The organism is Pseudomonas sp. KnCO4, assembly GCF_045344305.1.
Taxonomy (GTDB): Bacteria; Pseudomonadota; Gammaproteobacteria; order Pseudomonadales; family Pseudomonadaceae; genus Aquipseudomonas; species Aquipseudomonas anuradhapurensis.
This window is the reverse complement of sequence record NZ_CP174199.1, coordinates 4,867,858-4,887,375: the sequence shown is the minus strand read 5'-3', so window position 1 is coordinate 4,887,375 and position 19,518 is coordinate 4,867,858. Positions and strand designations below refer to the sequence as shown.

Here is a 19,518-nt window from a genome sequence, read left to right as displayed (position 1 = left end):
TCACTGCCTAGGGAGTGAGTCATGTCCTATTTCAATCCTCGCCACGAAGGTCGGCTGTTGGTTATGCCAGTGCTCCCGAATGCCTTCGCCACCCTGCACGTCTATAAAACTGCAGTTGACTCTATCCAGTTCGAGCTCGACGAGTCTGATGGCAAGGTCGCTTATCTGGTTGAGGAGGTTGGAGGTGGAAATGACCGCGATGTCTTCCACTTTCCTTTCCTATTCTACGCGAATGGCGATTCGTGGCACGAAGCGAATGATTATTTGCTGAGTCTGTTGAAACACAAGCCGTCGATGAATCGGCGTACAGATGATGTTCGGCGTCAAGCCAGCAAGCTGCTTGATTATCTTTTGTTCTGCGAAGATAAGAGTCTAGATTGGCTCGATTTTTCGGGGGCACGCCCATCGCTTCGTCCAACTTATAAATATTTCTATCATTTGATCAATCAAAGTGGGCGAAGTAATGCGGTGGTGAATCAGTATACTAGTGCAATATATAATTTCTTCAAGTACGTATCGGTGCATTGGCATGAAATCGACATGAAGCGTGTCGATACGGTCAAGCACGTTAAGATCGTCGTTCGTGGGGTTAAAGGCAGTAAGGTCATAGATGTAGAAAAACGAAGCCAGACAACACGTGCACGGCCAGTGAGCCCAGTGTCACTGGGTTTTGTGCGTGAAGATGGCGAGGATCTACGGCCGCTATCCAATCTAGAGCTAAGGGGATTGCTGACCACCATCGTAAACGAGAAACAATGGTCAACGATTGAGCGACTGATTTTGCTCACATCACTAATGACAGGTGCACGTAAGCAAACCGTTTTGACCTTGCGCCTGAGACACCTGCAAGGATTTAGCGAGGATAAGTTGTTGCCGGAGGGTGCTTATAAAGTCCATGCTGGGCCGGGCACCGGAATTGATACCAAGTTTGATAAGCCGCAAGATTTGTACTTTCCGAAGCAGCTTGCTGACGAGCTAACGACTCTTGCTAACAGCCCCATGATGAGGAGGCGTCGTGAAAAATTCCGCGCTCATGTAGCAGCTAATTTCGGCATGTCTATCAGCGATGAAGATATGTACCTCTTTCTCTCGGATCAAGGAAACTGCTATTACATGGCTAAGAACGATCCGCGTTATATGTTGGTTAAGTCGCCGCAAACTGGTCAAGTGACGGAAACAATAAAACGTAAGCTGCTACAAAAAGCCTTCGACCAGTTTCCGAAGGATTTTTCCTACCATTGGTTGCGTGCGACTTTTGCATACCAAGTATACCAGCGATTGCAGGTATTAGTGGATAAAGGAGCGATGCGCGATGGGGAGGTCATAGATTTTGTCCAGAGCCGCATGCATCATGAATCTAGAGAAACAACCGAGCACTATCTCAAATTATTCAGGATGACCCAAGAGAAGTTAATTGCTCAAGAGTTGTGGGAAAGAAAGCTGTTTAATAACAGCGGCTATAGCGCGTTAGTTGTAGGTTAGGCAGGTGAGCAGTCGGCACCAGTTCGAGCATCGGAGCGATACTCAAGTTATAAAGCTGAGTGAGGTGATGCAAGAGTTTACCAAGCCTGAGCTTTTGCGTTTACAGCTGCATCCGAAAGTAAAAAAGAAACCGTTGGATATCGGCAGTTTTGCTTACTTCATTCGTGGAAAAAATGAAAGCGTGTGGGATGATCGCGGTACGCCAGTCGTAATGCAGTCTTTTGTTGAAGGTCGGCGCGAGTTGATTACCAAAATATTGGAGTCCTTCGTGGGGCTGCGTGACCGGTCAGTTCTAGCAAAGTTCCATAATGCTGAATGCGTTTTAGACTGGCTAAGCGCTAACGGTTATAGGGAAATTTTCGCCAATGCGCCTGATGCGCAGCGGGCATATCGAGACTACACCGCATACCTTAATAACAAGGTGGCTGATCGGGCAATTAGGCCAATAACAGCTGAGAGTTATCAAAAATCGTTAATTGATATTATTCAGCTTATATATCCTGAAACATTCCACCACATCCTCGCGGGTGGCATTAGAATAATTGGGCGGAGAGGCACGATCGCAGTCAGTACCGCCCATTTCGAGTTGTACCGTGATGTTTGCTTGGCAATTGCGAAGCAGGTCAGTGATTGCATTCTAAGTAATAAGCCATTTCCCTTTGTGATAAGTATAAGGGATTATGAGGTGGTGATATTTCCATCAAATCGCGGAGCGATAGGACCTTTCAATCAATCTCCTTTTTCCTATAATGCGGCTGAGCGACGGATTGCTACTGTAGAAGAATATGTGGCGAGTCGCGACCAGCTTCGAATGAGGCGCGTTGGTAGAAGTTCAGCAATACAGAATCTGAAGGAAACACGAAATAGTTTGATGTTGGCTAACCAAGATCAGCGCCACTGGTATAGATTTGAAATGGCGGGATTGGCTGCTAAAGCCTATTTGTGTCTTTTTCTGATGATTACAGCTGCAACACCGACAGAGCTTGCACAGTTCACTCATGTCGATGCGCTTGAAGTGCAAAAATCACCGCTTAAGAAGGAGTTATCAGCTGTTAAGTTTCGGGCTGGTGGTAAAGCGACGCTTTACAATGTGGGTCGTTATAGTGGTTTGTCTATTCTCCAGGATTATCTAAAACTTCGCGATTGGATTTTGAATGGTGTGCCATGTGATCCGTTGTTCTTTCGAATGCCTCGATCAGAGGCACGAAGCGATCTAGGTTATAGCTATGAAGAGCTTGATGTAACTAGTGCGATAAACAAATTTCACAATACTATAAGCGGAGTTTTTCTTGATCCTGAGGTGCCGCGACTGTCGCCTAGGCAAATCCGCAAAGCAAAAAGCGGTGGCATGCATACTGCCCGCGTTGCGCCCGGCACGGTGGCCTCCGTGCTGCATCACAGCGAAGCAGTCAATCTCTCGACCTACGCTGAAGCGGGACCGGAGCAGCAGGAGGCCGAGATAAGCGCTTTCTGGCAGGTCATACACCACGCAGCTGAGGTTGTTCGAGATCGCAGCGAGAAGGCCGCAGGCGGGGAGATTGCAACGGCAACGGGTCATTGCGATTCATTCAATCAACCAAATCCTTTCCCCGACCAGGGAATTGCTGCAATCGAGCCAAACTGCCGCAGTCAATACGGTTGCTTGTACTGTGAGCATTATATCATTCACAGCGATGAGCAGGATTTGCACAAATTGATCAGTTTGCAGTATGTGATTAATGCCGTACGCAAACTGGCTCCTGATGCCGGCCATGCTGAAGTGTTGTACAGGGATTTATCCATCCGAATCGAGTTCTTACTGGAAACGCTTGGCAGTCAATCCGAAGTGGTAAAGCAAACGATAGCTAAGGTTAAGATTGATGTATTTGAATATGGTGTACTGACATCATTTTGGGAGCGCCGCTTGATCCGTTACGAAAAAATGGGGGTGGTATTTTGAACGGACAAGTTCGGTCTATCGGCGGTTTATTTTCAAGCGGCCAGTTTCCCGCGACTAGCGAGCCAGATCATGCGGAGCATCTCTGGGCTAGACCCGCACTTGATTTTGTTCTCTGTCGTGATAGATTCGGCAATGCAACGGCGGTTTATGGTGGCATGGTATGGGATTTTAATCCGTACAGACTAAGTGCTAGAAAAATAGCACGGATTAATTTTAGTAAGGTATTTAGTGACGACGGCGCGGAGCAGCAGGTACTAGTGGAGGAGGTCAAGCACATCCTATATTGCCTGATCTATTTTGCTGGAGGTGGACGACTAGGGGTACTGAGTGCGAGTACTTTTGTGCATTATTGGGGAGTATTGCGCCTCTGCATGCGGTTCTGCTTGGAGCAGAAGTCAAAGCCAATGGTGGGCGTGCTCTCATTGCAGCAGCTTCTTACGAATCCGGCATATCTAGGTACCTTTATTCATCAAAAGAAATTCCAGCGTGGCGCGCTCGTTGGTGTTTTGGGTGCTTTGACTAGAGTAGCTGAAGAGCGTTTAGGTTATGCCGTACTTAACCCGGCCAATTTTGACTTGAAGCGGTTGGATAATAGACAGCATCCCGTCATACCGACTCGTATCTATTTGAATCTGATTAATACCACCGCGGATTTACTTGACCAGGTTTATCAAGGCATTGATCGTTATGAGTCGTTCTTAGTGTGCTTCGCTGATGAGCACTATGGAATTAATGAAGACGTTCAAATTTGTCGGGGAATTGGTGGCAAAGCGTTTTTGCGTCCGGGTATGTCGCAAGCACTCAAAATGCACGGACTAGCTTCGGTTTTTTCTGAAGATTTTTCATGCTCTGATCGACGATTTCTCCAGCAGTCCGTGCGCCTTATACAGTATCTAACGAAAACAGTGATTCATCTTTACACCGGTATGCGCGATCAGGAGGTGATGCGAATGTCCTACGACTGTATCTCCGAGCCTGTTTCTCGTAAGGCTGTCGTAGATGATCGAAATGTTGAGCGTGACAAATCGCTGACCGTAAGCGTGCTTTCTACTACGACAAAGCACACCGGATATAAACAAGAAGGTGCATGGTTTGCGTCAAGTGAGGTGGTAAAAGCAGTCAAAGTGGCTCAGGCTATCTGTCGCGGGCTCGCGAAACTCTACAAAGTAGATTTGGATGAGCACTTTCCGCTGTTTGCAAATCCTTCTGTCATCACTTACAAAAATTCCAGCAGAGAGGTGGATGTCTCCGATTTCGCCGGACCGAAATATAGGGCGCTGTTTGACTCCTTGACGATCGAGTCAGTCGATTTGCAGGAGCTAGCTCTAAGCGATCCTTCGCGCGATTTTTTCAGTGAGCCTGCGTTCGCAGTTGGCCAGCCCTGGCCGCTGACCAGTCATCAATTCAGGCGCTCGTTGGCTTTTTATGGTTCTAGCAGTGGCTTTATCTCACTACCAACTTTACGCGCGCAGTTCAAGCATATGACGATTGAAATGTCTCGCTATTACGCCAATAACTACGAGAATCTTCGTACCGTCTTTGGGTATTTTGACGACAAGAAAAAAGAGTTCGTGCTCCCCAGCACTCATTTTGCTTTCGAGTATCAAATGGCGATGCCTATGGCGGTTGCGAATCAGTTAATTGCTGACTTGCTGCTCAGTGAGGAACCGTTATTCGGTGGAACTGGATCGTATGCCGAAAAACAGAAACAGCGGGTCAAATCTGGCGAAATTCAAATAGGAGATGTGCGAGCGGATACTGAGCGTCGAGTGAGTAGCGGCGCTATCAGCTATCGGTCGACGCTCTTGGGTGGATGCACGAAAGCAGGGCGATGTGATTCGTTCTTAATGGGTGATTACACCGAATGCTTATCCTGCGAGGGCGCCATCATCAAACCTTCTAAGCTCGAAGCGGCGATTGAGGATGCGGTCATCGAACTGGCGAGTTACGAAAAAAATTCGGGCGAATATCAGATCGTGATGGGAGACATTCAACGCCTCACAGCCTTTAAAGCTCGCCTGGTCGAAACAATGGAGGATGAATGATGAGCGCTGACGGAAGTGGGCTGATTGCGTGCGCGGAAGCCTTACAACGACTTCTCATCGGCAAGCCCAATGTGTCCGCCCATGTGGGGCTAGATCTGTCGAAACTCACGGCAAGCATTGTTAGCTTGGAAGCTGGTTTTGATCGGGGCTATTTGAAGAGATCTCGCAAAGCGCACTTACCATTGTTGGCGCAGATAGAGGCGGTTCGGAATAAAACGAATAAGGGTTTTGCTTCAGGGGGTAATCAATTACGGCAGCTAGAAAAAAAGATCGTCAGGCTGGAAGAAGAACTGGCCAGGGCCCAGGAGCAGCGGGATAGAGTTCTAATGCAGAATATTAAACTCTGGGAGCGGGTACGAGAGCTTGAGAAGGCGACAATCGGAAAGTCAAGCGGCAATGTTCGGGTACTGCACTATCCTGATTAATGGACGTCAATCGTAATGCGCGAGCGAGTGGGGGAGCGGTTCAGCGCTAACCAGCGCTAGCTAGCTTACACGCATTATCGCGAAGCGGGTGATATTGCGGCCTGCGTTTCATAACAACTATCCAGTATCACTAAAAAAACCAGCCCAAGATGAAAATCAAGCAGAATCATCGTGCTAGACGAGGCAATAGCGTTTGTGGCTGGCACTTCAGCTGCCGCGCTATGCGGTAGAGCTTTTCAATAGTGATGTTTACTTCACCTCTCTCAATACGGCCCATGTAGCTTCGGTCCAATCCGCAGGCGTGCGCTAGAGCGTCTTGGGACAAGCCAACCATAATTCTTCTCTCGCGGATTTTCTGCCCGAGATCCTTTGCCAGCGCTTGCATATCCGCCTCGATCGACCAAGGCGAAACTATCCTTCGTTTACTGATGGCTACGCGACGGATTATAATCCGCATTTTGCCCGTTCCGGCTTCATTTGGTGTCTGTATGAAACCAGCTACGTTCAAGCTAGACAGGCGTGTCTTCGAGCTGCTCAAGGATGGAGATTTAAAGCAATTCACGATCTGAGGACTGAGGGCTGCATACGCCCGTCAGGTGGATGGATCGTTAAGTGATGTTGAGCTCTGGCGCTATATCTATGATCAGGTCAGGCGGTTGAAGCGTGTGGGATGGATCCGGCAAGACGCTGTACGCCGAAGGCGCGATCAGGTCTTCCACGTCTTAGGAAAACCTTCTGATTTGACTGTTTCTCTCATTGACGATGTCGATAGCCGTAGCGGTACGGGATGCCTTGACGGCGGGGCTGGCGGCGCTCGTGATCTCCAGCAACCCGAGCTGTGCGCCACATTGCGCCTGGAATCGCTAGCGAAGGAAATTCGGTTAGACATGCTGACGGCGCTTGGTGAGGCCGAACGCTACAAGCAGCTGTTTACTGAAATGCCCGATCTTCGGTTGAGAGTCGAAGAGGACTACCTGGACGCACGTGATCGCAGCTCGCGTCTACTTGGACACCTACGGGCCATAGAAAACACCTTGAAAACGCTGGTAGTTGCATGACGGACTTGCGAATTTGGCAGCAAGCCTCAGTTGCAACTGCTCTGGAACGTTATCGCCTGTCATCTCATTTTTTTTGTCAGGCGACGCCCGGCGCAGGTAAAAGCCGCATGGCCGCGGAGGTTGCGAAGCGGCTGATGCAAGCAGGGCTTATTGATTTAGTCCTGTGCTTTGCACCTTCGTGCCAGGTTGTTGAAGGTTTGGAGCGAACATTTGCAAAGGTGCTAGGCCGTCCGTTTGACGGGCGTCTCGGCTCGCTGGGAGTCGCTTCTACCTATCAAGCAATGGATCATCACTCAGCCTCATTTTGGCAGCTCGTCGAAGACTATCGCGTGCTTGCCGTCTTCGACGAGATACATCATTGCGCCGGACATGATCCACTGCTAAGCAACGCATGGGGGCAGGTGATCCTGCAGCGATTGCAAGATCAGGCTGCATACACGTTGGCTCTCTCCGGCACTCCGTGGCGGTCTGATGAGAAAGCAATTGCCCTCGCTAGATATTCTGATCCTGAAGGTCGACTCGTATGCGATTTTAGATATGGCCTACGAGAAGCCGTAGCCGACAAGGTTTGCCGAGCTCCGCGTATCGTTGTAATCGATCACAATGCGGTAAAGCTCACAGAAGTGGTCGACGACGCATCTATCGTCACGGTTTACCCAAGCATCGCGCAGTTGTTGAACGAATCACCCGTGACCTTCGAAGACCTGCTCACGCACCATCAAATGGTCGAAAAGATCATCGATCTCGGGCGCAGCAGATTGGATGATGTGCGTCGTATCGTTCCAGACGCTGGTGGATTAGCGGTGGCTACTAATATCCGCCATGCAAATCAGATCGCTGCGGTGCTTCGAGCGAGGGGTGAAGACTGTCAAGTGGTCACCACTCAGACCCCTGGGGCGCAGCAGATTATCAATGACTTCCGCGCTGGGATAGGGAAATGGATTGTCGCTGTTGGGATGATCAGCGAGGGAACAGACATTCCTCGTTTGCAGGTCTGCTGTTACCTCAGTCGAATACGCACAGAGCTTCATTACCGTCAGGTGCTGGGGAGAGTGCTCAGACGAACTGGAGATGAGGACCACCAAGCATGGCTTTTCGTCTTAGCTGAACCCTCGTTGCTCCTCTACTCACAGCGCATTGCGGAGGATCTACCTGATGATCTAGCTGTGTTGGACCATACGCAGCTTGTTACAGGTCCTAATGACTGCTTTGCACCACAGGCCGTAGAGAGTTTGCAGACATCAACTGACTCGCTGGATTTTAGAGTCGGCCGAGCCTTGGATGCGTCGGTTGAGTCGGTCAAAGGATCATTGGAAGAGGACGTTGTGTTTCGATTGGATGTCTCATCTGAGTTCCGAACGGAAATATTATCTGTTTACTAGCTGGTAGATCGATATTCGCTCTACCCTGATGCGTCAGGTTGATCTAGTAGTAAGATGGTCGGATTTACCCACCCCGCTGCAGCGGTAGCATCTACTACCTGGCACTCGTAGGCTGACTAACAGCGGCTTAGCTCATGAGGGCGTACACATTTTGGTTTTCAATAAGCGGTGGCAAGTGGGCAGGTTAATAATATTTGAGAGATGTGATGCTATCAAGCCCCACCCTTGGACGTCGGCTCACGCACTCTTCTTGACGCGTCGTCATCACGTTGTGGTTGAAGCTACCGCGGTGCTTGGATGTTTTCATATTGCCAAGTATTGGCTTACGCGTCCCGCAATTGGATTGGCACGCCTCGCACCCTGCTCCTTGCTCGTAGATCAGGAGAACTATGAGCAAGTTTGCGATTATCTGTGCAGGCTCAAGTATGGTGTATATACCTGAGAAAACTGTAACCGGGTACGCAGTCTGTAAGGAAAAAAATGAGCGTTCTAAAGTTGGCATTCGATAAGCATCGGCAGTATATTTTAAATTCTTGCTACATGACGGTCTTTCGGGCTGCCAACTCTAGTTATGACGTGCGCGGTTCTATTTTGGCAGAGCTGATCAAGTCATGTCTGAATAATCGGGCCAGAGTTCATCCGTCTCTCAAAGCGCGCTACGGTGATTTTGTAAAGCCTGAAGCGTTGACATATATTGAGTTTTTTACCGAGTTTTTGTTATTTGGGCCTGGTGGTCGATTGTCTGTTTGCGAGTACCGGTACCTGTCGCAAGGGTGCAGTACCTCGCATCAGAACCGGTAGTGCTAGGGTTTATCAATTAGCCATCATTCGTGGGTCGGGCAGGCCCCTGCTGGCTTAGTCTTGGCTAGGCAATAAGTCTCGGACTGACCCACGTTGAAAGAGGTCGCCAATTACGGTCGACCGAGACGATGCGCCCGCCGCCATGGCCTTCTTCGATTCTACATCCAAGGCGTTATGACACGTTCTGTCTACGAATCAACCAAGGCCACGGGCATGACAGGCAGGTCCAAGAGCCAGGCTTCAAGGCTGGCTGGTGTGAGCGATGAACGCGAGCATACCTTCCTTAATCGCCCGCTTAAGGTCGACTGGCCCGGAAGGCACCTCTGTTTCAGCTTCCCGAGACACGATAACACCCTCCGCGCTTTTGCTCCGTCAGACCTTCCTTCCAACGACAGATGCATGCAGCTGCTATCTACGTCAGCTGGGAGAAGCCCACCCATAGCTTGTTCGGGATCTACTACACTGAGAGAAGAATGCAGCGTAATTGAAAGAGGCAGGCGATCATGCAACAAGTTGACGCAAGTGAGATCTGGCGGGACTTGGGCTCTGCGTACTTTCGTGAGCTATCGACGTTCGGTGCCATGCAAGATGCTGTGTTACTTAATATGCTCACAACAGGCCGAGTGCTGCAACTCAAGTCTGGAGAAGTGCTCTATTCAGTGGGTGAAAAAACCGCCTATTTTTACATAGTTCTGCAGGGGAGTATCAATAATTTCATACCTGGGCAGGATGGCTCGATGGTTCTCTCGCGTCATCATGAGCCCGGTGATGATTTGGGATTCGTGCATATGATAAGTTTGAATGACCGCACTGCAACTGCTATAGCAGAGCAGGATACGGTTATTTTAGAAATGAGCATTGAGCAGTTTTTTGAGCTTCATCAAACAGCACCTGATGCTTTTGGTGTGCTGCTTCTTAATCTTGCTCGAGGAATGGCTCGTACTATTATTAGGATGGCCCACAAAATTGCTGAGCTTGATAAGCGTATTTATATAGCTGAGCGCAAATAATTTTCAGGACCTAATGAATGCAAGAAAAATAATTTTACCCGCAATAAGCGATTTCGCTTCCTGAGCGTCAATGCCGCTTAGCTTTACGTATTCGGAAAAAAATTAAAGCTAGAGATAGCAGTGCTAGAGGTGCCATTGACAGCATTGCCTCTCTGGCTGTTACATGTGCGCCGATCACGTTAAGCCCGTTATAGGCTAATTTGAATAAATTCAGTAGATAATAAGTTATTGCAATGATTGAGAGGCCTTCAACGGCACGTTGAATTTTTACCTGAGCATCGGCTCTGGCATTCAATCCTCTAAGTATCTCTGCGTTCTGTTCCTCCATTTCTACCTGTACTCGAGCTTGGAGGAGGTCCCCCAAGTTCGCTACGTTCTTGGCCATTTGCTCCAATCGCTGCTCTGTGGCCGCGCAGTAACGCACAGTTGGTTTGAAGCGCCGTTCGATGAATACCCCTACCCGCTGGCAATCACCGACGTGGGATTCCCTGAGCTCGCCTAAGCGTTCAAAGACCAGCTGGGCGTAGGCTTGAGTTGCTCCAAATCTGTGGCGGGTAGTGACCGTCCGGCTGACCACTTGGCGGGACAAATGAGCTATTGCCTCTAGCAGCCCTTTTGAATCACCGGGGTCGTTACGTGCGCTTCGCTCGGACAGGCTGACCAACATAGTGTCAAAACGGTCCAGCTCTTGACTCAGTTTTTTAGCTGTACCAAGGGAAAGCGAAGCCATCATCCGATATGTTTCAATCTCCAATAGGCGTCTGATCATTCGCCCTTGACGGTAGGCATTAAGGCGACGGTTGATGAACAAAAACCGGTTGATACCGTCATCCGTCAGACGAAAATCGCTCCATACAGCTGCATCACCACCCCCCACGCAGGAACCACATGGATCTTTAAATCCATACTGACAGACGTCGATGTCCTGGTCGCTGCGCACCACGATTTGTATAGCGTTTATGATTTGGCCGCAGTAGGGCGATATGGCTTCCGTCAACGCTGGCGGCATCTCTGGCCATTCCCGGTCATCGATGCTCCAGGATGCCACCAGCGTGAGCGTAAAAAACTCACTGTGCTGCTCCCACTTGAATGGATATCCGGCGAAGTTCGTGATGCCTTGAGCGATCTCTGTGCTTTCTGTCGCGATGCCGCAGCGCTTCAAGACTTCTTTGCAGTCGGAACTATCTCCGATAAGCGCGACATGAAAGACGTGCGCGGGCCCATTGAAGTAAAGGGAGGGGCGGGCATGAAGTTCGTTGTGTAAGGCAGAGCGTTGAGGATGCATAAGAAACCCAGCCTGAAATGATTGCCGACTCTCGAGTGGTGGCCGCCGTCCCGCGAGGATTACCTGCCGTCGGCGGCCGCCCCGTTAGATTGCCAATGCTCGTTCCCGAAGTTCAGTGTTCAATATGCGATCGTTTTCGCTGTAATCGACCGGGCAGTCGATCACATGTACACCTGGGTTAGAAATGCAGTGATCAAGTAACGGTAACAAGGCGTCAGCGCACTCCACGCGGTGCCCTTGTGCGCCGTAGGCTTCGGCGTATTTGACGAAGTCCGGGTTGCCGTAGTCCAGGCCAAAATCGGTGAAGCCCATGTTGGCCTGCTTCCAGCGGATCATCCCGTAGCCGTCGTCACGCAGGATCACCACAGTGATGTGCATGCCCAGACGAACTGCAGTTTCCAGCTCTTGGCTGTTCATCATGAAGCCGCCGTCGCCACATACCGAGATCACCGGACGGTCCGGGTACACCAGGTGTGCGGCCATTGCCGATGGTAGGCCGGCGCCCATGGTGGCTAGGGCGTTGTCGAGCAGCACGGTGTTCGGCTTGTGCGCTTTGTAATTACGGGCGAACCAGATCTTGTAGATGCCGTTGTCCAGGGCAACGATGCCTTCGGATGGCAGCACGCGACGGATGTCGGCGACCAGGCGCTGGGGGTAGACCGGGAAGCGGTGGTCGTCGGCGCCTTCGGCGATCTGCACTTCGTTGGCTTCACGGATCGCCATCAGGCGGGTGAAGTCCCAGTGCGCGGTGTCGTCCAAAGCTTCACTGATCTGCCACACGGCGTTGGCGATGTCCCCGATCACTTCCACCTGTGGGAAGTACACGGCGTCGACTTCGGCGGAGCGGAAGCTGATGTGGATGACTTCGGTGCCACCACGGACCATGAAGAATGGCGGCTTCTCTATTACGTCGTGGCCGATGTTGATGATCAGGTCGGCGGCTTCGATGGCACGGTGAACGAAGTCACCGGACGACAGCGCAGCGTTGCCCAAGAAGCGCGGGTGACGCTCGTCGACCACGCCTTTACCCATCTGGGTGGTGATGAACGGAATGCCAGTCTTGTCGATCAGCTGCTTGAGGACCTTGGCGGTCATCTTGCGGTTGGCGCCGGCGCCGATTACCAGAATGGGGTTACGAGCATTCAGTAATTTCTCGACGGCAGCGGCAATGGCCTTATGTTCAGCCAGAGGTCGGCGAGTGTGACTCGGTGGGATCGGCAGCGACTCAGTTTGCTCGGCGGCGATGTCTTCTGGCAGCTCCAGGTGCACAGCGCCCGGCTTTTCTTCTTCAGCCAGGCGGAATGCTTCGCGCATACGGGCCGGGATGTTGTCGGCCGAGGCGAACTGGTGAGTGTACTTGGTGATGGGGTCCATCATGCCGCACACGTCAATGATCTGGAAGCGGCCCTGCTTGGATTTCTTGATCGGCTTCTGGCCGGTAATCATCATCATCGGCATGCCGCCCAGGTAGGCGTATGCACTGGCGGTTACTAGGTTGGTCGCGCCAGGGCCCAGGGTCGACAGGCTGACGCCGGTCTTGCCGGTCAGCCGGCCATAGGTGGCAGCCATGAAGCCCGCAGACTGCTCGTGGCGGGTCAGTACCAGCTTAATTTTCGACTTGCGCAGGGATTCCAGCAGGTCGAGGTTTTCCTCGCCAGGAATGCCGAACACATACTCGACACCTTCGTTTTCCAGGCATTGCACGACGACATCAGCGGCCTTGGCCATTTGGGCTGTTACCTTAGTTGTACTTAGTAAAAGCAGGCAGGTATCGCCCGCAGGTTCACGGCTTGCGTGTGAGGTGAAGCCACCCGATTCGACCCAGCATGGTCTGTCATGCCTGCTCAAAACCCCGGTAGCAGCGCCGCACCACTCAATCATTTGAGCGTCGGCAACCTAGGCTGCCTCGACATTCATCGTTGCAATAATTCCGTATGCGAAACGCTTCAGGACGGGGCTTGTCTGGCTGCCGCTAATGTCGGTGTTGAGCCACTGAGCCTGGTTGAACAGCATGCCAATGACAGCGTCTGCAGCCATCGAAAGCGTGATATGCGGCAGGTGGGATGTTCTGATGAGGTCCTTGATGATGTCCGAGAGCAACTGAATGTATTCGGCTTTTAGGGCATTGAAATCTTCGGCTTGCGCTTCGGTTAGGTTGATCTGCTCACGAGCAAGCAGGACTGCTCTGCTATTTGCGCTCTGCTTGAAAGCCAGAAAGGTATCAATGAAGCAGTTCAGCCGTTCATTTGCCTGCGCTTTCCGGCGGAGGTTTTGCCGTGTGTAGAACAGCAGTTCACTGATGGCGTCCTCCATAAGCTCATAAAGGAGGGCCTGCTTACTTTCGATGTGGTGATAAAGAGATCCAGCTTTTATACCAACGTGATCTGCCAAATCCCGCAATCCGATTGCTTGATAGCCGTAAGCTGCAAAGAGCTCGCAAGCACCCTCTAAGATGCGGTCGCGGGCGTTTTTCACGTCGGGAGCTGTCATGACCGAGGCCCTTTTTGTACGTCGCTATTGGCGGGTTGGTTGACTAAATGTAAGACAACAGGCATCTTACAGTAAAGCTTTTATCGGAGGAGCTTGGCATGAACGATCAAACCGTGGTGATTGTGGGTGGCGCGTCGGGTCTGGGCCTTGAAACGGCTCGATTAATGGTTAAGCGTGGAGCGAGCAAGATCGGCCTGATCGACCGCAACGAGCAGCTTCTCGTGCAGGCTGCTGAGGAGCTGCGTGGTCAGGGCGCTGAGGTGGCGACTGCTATTGGCGACATCGCAAGACAGGAAACTGCCCACGCTGCGTTCCAGCAGATCGTGAACGCGCTTGGCCGTGTGCATTGCCTGGTGAACAGCGCCGCCATTTACCCTCGTAAGGACATCCTGGAGATTACGGATGAGGAGTGGGACCTGGAGAACGCAGTCAACATCAAGGGCACTTACCACATGATGGTGGCTGCGGTGCGTCACATGCAGCAGTACGTCGCGGCCCCGGCAGTGACTGGCCGTATCGTAAATGTCACCTCGGTGGATGCCTTCAAAGCTCACCCGCAGAATGCCCACTACGCAGCAACCAAGGCTGCAGTTGTGAGCCTCACCAAGTCGTTCGCACAGGCGTGTGCAAAGGATCAGATTCTCGTCAACTCGGTCGCTCCGGCAGGCTTCGCGACTGAACGTGCTAAACAACTTGGCTTCCTGGGTGAACTTGCCGCAGCTAATCCGCTGGGCCGTGCGGCTGAACCGGCTGAGATTGCTGAATGGATCGTGATGATGGGCAGCAGTCGTAACAGCTATGCAACCGGCGAAAACGTAATCGTCAGCGGGGGCTACATTTATGCCTAATACAGCATTGCCCGCAGGCTACCGACGCGCGCTAGTCACTGGTGCTACCAGTGGTATCGGTAAAGCAATCGTGTTGGCCTTGCGCGATGCAGGCTTGGAAGTCATCGCAGTAGGCCGGAGTCGCGAAGCGCTAGCGGAGCTGGCTAGCGAATCAGGGGTCACCACTCTTGAGGCTGACGTTCGCGATGTAACCGCGTTTAAGGCTGCCCTGGAAGGGCAGTCCATTGATGTCTTGGTCAATAACGCCGGCATTCTTTCCACGCGGGCGTCTTTCCAGGAAATCGAAGAGACTGAAATTGACAACATGCTCGATATCAATCTCAAGGCGCCGCTTTACCTCGCGCGGCAAGTCCTTCCTGGGATGGTGGAGCGACACACCGGTCATCTCTTCTTCATCGGCTCCAGCGCTGGGCGAGCTCCACATCCAGGGGCTGCGGTATACGGCGCTTCCAAAGCAGGCGTCAGCTTGTTCTGCGATGCGTTGCGTTGCGATCTCTTGGGAACAGGTGTTCGAGTTACAGAGATTGCGCCGGGCCGGGTCCAGACGCAGCTGTATCGCACGGCAATGGGCATGCAAGCAGCCGGGAGCGAGCTTTACGACGGCTATGAGTCAATTCAGCCGCAGGATATCGCTGAGCTGCTGCTCGCCGCCTTGCGCATGCCAGCTGCCGTTGATGTATCCCGTCTTGAAGTCTTCCCGACCGCGCAGGCTGTTGGTGGGGCAAGGATGGTCAAGACACTTGGCTAACGCCGTGTCATGAAGCGTGGCGGGTAATACGCGAGGCCACCCTTTGCAAGAAAACGGTCGGAGCTTTCCGGTCTTCTTGGGAGGGTGGCCTTTATTTTAGGTCTGATCATTTTTTTATGACCATTTGACCTCAAATCTCGGCGTTGAACCCCTTGACCACCTGTAAGACAACATATAACTTACATTGAAGCCGGCCATTTAGTGGGCGGATACAACTACAAAGCAGGGGATATGACGATGACTGCGACATCATGCCGGGTCGGCGTGGACATTGGCGGCACCTTTACCGATATCGCGCTGGATGTGGACGGCGTGCTCCATTCGACCAAGGTCCTGACCGACTACGAGTTGCCTGAGCGAGCGATCCTGACCGGCGTCAAGGAGGTCGTAGAAGCCGCGGGCCTCGCCCTCTCGGACATCCACCAGCTGATCCATGGTACGACCCTGGCCACCAATGCTCTGATCGAGCGCCGCGGTGCACGCACTGCCTTCATCACCACTGAAGGTTTCCGCGATACGCTGGAAATGCGCACCGAGAACCGCTTCGAGCAGTACGACATCAACATCGCCCTGCCGCCACCGCTTATTCCTCGTGAAGACCGTTTCACCCTGCGCGAGCGCTTGGGTGTGAAGGGCAATGTACTTATTGCACCTGCCAAGGCTGAAATTGACGCTTTGGTTGAACAAATCGCTCAGGGTGACTATGAAAGTGTCGCTATCGGGTTCATCCACAGTTATGTAAACGGTGCACACGAGCGTCAGTTGCGCGACGCGCTGCAGGCGCGTTTGCCTCAGTTGTCTATTTCGATTTCCAGCGAAGTTTCGCCACAGATGCGCGAGTTCGAGCGCTTCAACACTGTGTGCGCAAACGCATACGTCAAGCCATTGATTAAGTCCTACCTGGACCGTCTGGTTGTCACCCTCAAGAAAGAAGGCGCGGACTGCCCGGTGTTCATGATCCACTCCGGCGGGGGCATCATCTCGGTTGAAAGTGCTGCTGAATTCCCGGTTCGTCTGGTCGAGTCGGGGCCAGCTGGCGGCGCTATCTTCGCTGCGGATATCGCGCGCCGTTACAAGCTTGACTCGGTTGTTTCCTTCGACATGGGCGGTACGACTGCCAAGATCTGTTTGATCGAAAACCAGGTACCGAAAACCGCAAAAACCTTCGAAGTGGCACGGACCTACCGTTTCAAGAAGGGTAGCGGCATGCCGATTTCCATCCCAGTTGTGGAGATGGTCGAGATTGGCGCCGGTGGTGGTTCTATCGCTAGCATCGACAGTATGCGCCAGATCCGCGTAGGCCCTCACAGTGCTGCGTCCGAACCTGGTCCAGCCTGTTACAACCGAGGCGGCCTTGAGCCGACCATCACCGACGCCAACCTGCTGCTGGGTCGACTGGACGCTGACAACTTCGCTGGCGGGGCTCTGCGCCTGTCCACCGAGCAAGGTTCAGCAGCCATGGGGCGGGTGATCGGTAACCCGCTGGGGATGGACCCAGACACTGCAGCCTTTGGTGTCTGCGAGGTAGTTGACGAAAACATGGCCAACGCGGGTCGCGTCCATGCAGTCGAGAGCGGGAAAGATATCGCCGATTACACCATGATCACCTTTGGCGGCGGCGGCCCACTGCATGCTGCGCGCCTATGTGAAAAGATGGGTGTATCTCGTTTCGTGGTGCCAGCCGGTGCAGGCGTCGGTTCTGCAATTGGCTTCCTTCGCGCGCCGTTCGGTTACGAAGCCGTTCGAAGCTCTTTTGTTCGTCTTTCGGAGTTTGATGCAGCCGCAGTCAACAATTTGATCGAAGAAATGAAAGCTGAGTCCATGGGCTTCCTGCGCCAAGGTATGCCGGAAGGCGAGGCTGAAATGGATTGCACTGCGTTCATGCGTTACGTCGGCCAAGGCTGGGAAATCCCTGTTGGTTTGCCGTTCAAAGCGTTCACTGCAGCTGACACTGTCCAGTTCAAGGCTCTCTTCGAAGAAGCCTACACCCGCTTCTTCGGTCGCCCAATCGAAGGACCAGACATTGAAATTGTCAGCTGGTCGGTCAAAGCGAGCTCGCCGCTTCCTCCTGTGAAACACATTGACGAAGTCGGTGCTGCTTATCGTGCTCAAGAAGTCTCTCGCCGCAAAGTATTCGACGTCGCTGCTGGTGGCTTTGTAGAAGCAGGCATCCACCCGCGCGAAGAGCTGCAGATCGGTGCGCGCGTCGATGGCCCGGCCATTATTGTCGAGCGCGAGACCTCCACTTTCGTCACTTCGAACTTCACCGCCACGGTCCAGCCCGACGGCTGCCTCCTGGTTGTTCGTCGCTAACGCCCCACATCGGAAGAAAGAACCATGAGCGAAACCATGATCGACATTCAAATGCAGGTGATGTGGAACCGGCTGGTCTCGGTGGTCGAAGAGCAGGCCCTGACGCTGATCCGTACTGCCTTCTCCACTAGTGTTCGCGAGGCAGGTGACCTGTCCGCTGGTGTATTCGACCGTGCAGGCAACATGCTGGCCCAGGCTGTGACCGGTACGCCTGGTCACGTGAATACCATGGCCGAGGCGGTGGTGCACTTCATCAACGATATCGGCGCAGACAATATCTTTGAAGGTGACGTTTACGTGACCAACGACCCGTGGAAGGGCACCGGTCACTTGCATGACATCACCATCGTTTCGCCTTCGTTCTACAAGGGAAAACTGATCGGCTACTTCGCCAGTACCGCCCACGTCGTGGATATCGGCGGCCGCGGTTTTGGCCCTGACGCACGCGAAGTGTATGAAGAAGGTCTGATGATCCCTGTGCTCAAGCTCTTCGAGCGCGGCCAGGTGAATCGCGATTTCATCAACATCCTGCGTAACAACGTGCGCGAAAACGATCGCGTCGTCGGCGACTTTTATGCCCTGTCGGCCTGTAACGAGACTGGTCACAAGCGTCTGTTGGACATGCTGGAAGAGTTTCAACTGGACGATCTGGAGCACATCGGCGGCTTCATCCTGGAGCACAGCCGTCGCGCTACTCTGGAGTGTTTCAAGTCGCTCCCGCACGGTACTTACACCAATAGCATGACCCTGGATGGGTACGATGTACCGGTGACCCTAGCCGTGACCCTCACTGTGGGTCCTGACGGCATTACCACCGACTTCACCGGTACCTCCGGCATGAGTCAGTTCGGTATCAACGTCCCGCTGGGTTATGCCAAGGCTTATGCCTGCTACGGCTTGAAGTGCATCGTTGCCCCCGAAATTCCAAACAACTCTGCCTCGCTGGCACCGTTCGAAGTCACCGCTCCGGAAGGCTGCATCCTGAATGCTAAGCATCCAGCTCCAGTGTCCGTGCGTCATGTCCTGGGCCACTTCGTTCCAGACCTGGTCCTGGGTGCATTGCACAAATGCTTGCCAGGTAGGGTACCTGCTGAAGGCGCCAGTGCCCTGTGGAACCTGCACCTGAGCGTACGTCCGCTGGAGAGCAATCCGAACGGTCGCAACGCAGAAATGTTGATGTTCAACAGCGGTGGCATGGGCGCTCGCTCGGCAATGGATGGATTGAGCGCGACCGCTTTCCCGAGCGGTGTGCATACCATGCCTGTGGAAGCTACCGAACATGCGGGGCCGGTCGTCGTCTGGCGAAAAGAGCTGCGTGAAGGCTCGGGTGGTGCAGGTGAGCTGCGTGGTGGTCTGGGTCAGGAGATCGAAGTTTCCGCTGCTGAGGGTTACAGCTTCCGCTTCAGCGCCATGTTCGACCGTATCCAGCATGCTGCTCGCGGTCTGGAGGGTGGTAAGTCAGGCGCTCAGGGCTTTGTCGGTCTGGATGACGGCACTGTACTGCGAGGTAAAGGCCAGCAGTTTGTACCGGCCGATCGCCGCCTGGTCTTGAGCCTCCCTGGTGGTGGTGGCTATGGCGACCCGTTGAAACGCGATCGTGATCAAGTCGCGCGCGATGTTCGCTTCGGTTACATCAGCGCCCAACAGGCGCGTGAAGACTACGGCTTCGAAGCCGCTCAGGAGCGCTGAGCC

15 protein-coding genes and 1 pseudogene are annotated in these 19,518 nt (G+C 52.8%); 12 read left to right on the top strand and 4 right to left on the bottom strand.

The genetic code is table 11. The annotated features are described in order from the left end of the window. Positions 1-21: 21 nt before the first annotated feature. The 4 genes from ACJA3S_RS22610 (at position 22) to ACJA3S_RS22595 (ending at position 5,891) form a co-directional block, all read left to right on the top strand. Entirely contained in the window at positions 22-1,482 is a 1,461-nt protein-coding gene (locus ACJA3S_RS22610; protein ID WP_406820065.1) for a site-specific integrase, read from the top strand. A gap of 67 nt (positions 1,483-1,549) precedes the next feature. After that, a complete protein-coding gene (locus ACJA3S_RS22605; protein WP_406820064.1) occupies positions 1,550-3,421 on the top strand; it encodes a hypothetical protein in 1,872 nt (623 codons plus the stop codon). Beyond that, entirely contained in the window at positions 3,418-5,466 is a 2,049-nt protein-coding gene (locus ACJA3S_RS22600; RefSeq protein WP_406820063.1) for an integrase, read from the top strand. The genes ACJA3S_RS22605 and ACJA3S_RS22600 overlap by 4 nt, the downstream gene beginning before the upstream one ends. Beyond that, positions 5,463-5,891, top strand: a complete 429-nt coding sequence (locus tag ACJA3S_RS22595; RefSeq protein ID WP_406820062.1) for a hypothetical protein — start codon at positions 5,463-5,465, stop codon at positions 5,889-5,891. The genes ACJA3S_RS22600 and ACJA3S_RS22595 overlap by 4 nt, the downstream gene beginning before the upstream one ends. Before the next feature lie 166 nt (positions 5,892-6,057). Here ACJA3S_RS22595 and ACJA3S_RS22590 read toward each other — a convergent pair whose 3' ends face one another. Continuing rightward, on the bottom strand, positions 6,058-6,276 hold the full coding sequence (locus ACJA3S_RS22590) for a helix-turn-helix domain-containing protein (RefSeq protein WP_406820061.1): 219 nt from the start codon (positions 6,274-6,276) through the stop codon (positions 6,058-6,060). A gap of 211 nt (positions 6,277-6,487) precedes the next feature. Here ACJA3S_RS22590 and ACJA3S_RS22585 point away from each other — a divergent pair, with 211 nt between their 5' ends. The 4 genes and pseudogenes from ACJA3S_RS22585 to ACJA3S_RS22570 all read left to right on the top strand — a co-directional run bounded on the left by ACJA3S_RS22585 (position 6,488) and on the right by ACJA3S_RS22570 (position 10,142). Then, complete coding sequence (locus ACJA3S_RS22585; protein ID WP_406820060.1) at positions 6,488-6,949, top strand: hypothetical protein; 462 nt, start codon at positions 6,488-6,490, stop codon at positions 6,947-6,949. After that, positions 6,946-8,331, top strand: a complete 1,386-nt coding sequence (locus ACJA3S_RS22580) for a DEAD/DEAH box helicase (protein ID WP_406820059.1) — start codon at positions 6,946-6,948, stop codon at positions 8,329-8,331. Before ACJA3S_RS22585 ends, ACJA3S_RS22580 begins: the two co-directional genes overlap by 4 nt. A gap of 960 nt (positions 8,332-9,291) precedes the next feature. Then, a pseudogene (locus ACJA3S_RS22575) lies at positions 9,292-9,444 on the top strand (IS256 family transposase); the annotation flags it as partial. A 191-nt stretch (positions 9,445-9,635) separates the two neighbouring features. Continuing rightward, positions 9,636-10,142, top strand: a complete 507-nt coding sequence (locus tag ACJA3S_RS22570) for a Crp/Fnr family transcriptional regulator (RefSeq protein WP_406820058.1) — start codon at positions 9,636-9,638, stop codon at positions 10,140-10,142. 67 nt (positions 10,143-10,209) lie between these two features. Here ACJA3S_RS22570 and ACJA3S_RS22565 read toward each other — a convergent pair whose 3' ends face one another. The 3 genes from ACJA3S_RS22565 to ACJA3S_RS22555 form a co-directional block, all read right to left on the bottom strand. Next, a complete protein-coding gene (locus tag ACJA3S_RS22565) occupies positions 10,210-11,427 on the bottom strand; it encodes a DUF3422 domain-containing protein (protein ID WP_406820057.1) in 1,218 nt (405 codons plus the stop codon). 84 nt (positions 11,428-11,511) lie between these two features. After that, positions 11,512-13,155 carry an acetolactate synthase large subunit gene (locus ACJA3S_RS22560; protein WP_406820056.1) on the bottom strand — a complete coding sequence of 548 codons (1,644 nt, stop codon included), beginning with the start codon at positions 13,153-13,155 and terminating at the stop codon, positions 11,512-11,514. 168 nt (positions 13,156-13,323) lie between these two features. Beyond that, positions 13,324-13,917, bottom strand: a complete 594-nt coding sequence (locus ACJA3S_RS22555) for a TetR/AcrR family transcriptional regulator (protein ID WP_400810952.1) — start codon at positions 13,915-13,917, stop codon at positions 13,324-13,326. Between the two features lie 98 nt (positions 13,918-14,015). On the opposite strand from ACJA3S_RS22555, the gene ACJA3S_RS22550 reads away from it, so the two are divergent. From ACJA3S_RS22550 to ACJA3S_RS22535, 4 genes are all read left to right on the top strand, one after another. Beyond that, the gene (locus ACJA3S_RS22550; protein WP_400810950.1) at positions 14,016-14,765 is read left to right on the top strand and encodes an SDR family NAD(P)-dependent oxidoreductase; all 750 of its coding nucleotides are present in this window, start codon (positions 14,016-14,018) and stop codon (positions 14,763-14,765) included. After that, positions 14,758-15,513: an SDR family oxidoreductase gene (locus ACJA3S_RS22545; protein ID WP_406820055.1), complete on the top strand. Its 756-nt coding sequence runs from the start codon at positions 14,758-14,760 to the stop codon at positions 15,511-15,513. Before ACJA3S_RS22550 ends, ACJA3S_RS22545 begins: the two co-directional genes overlap by 8 nt. A gap of 231 nt (positions 15,514-15,744) precedes the next feature. After that, positions 15,745-17,826, top strand: coding sequence for a hydantoinase/oxoprolinase family protein (locus ACJA3S_RS22540; protein WP_406820054.1), 2,082 nt, complete (start codon positions 15,745-15,747; stop codon positions 17,824-17,826). Positions 17,827-17,850: 24 nt separating this feature from the next. Next, positions 17,851-19,515, top strand: a complete 1,665-nt coding sequence (locus ACJA3S_RS22535) for a hydantoinase B/oxoprolinase family protein (RefSeq protein WP_406820053.1) — start codon at positions 17,851-17,853, stop codon at positions 19,513-19,515. The last annotated feature ends 3 nt before the right edge of the window (positions 19,516-19,518 follow it).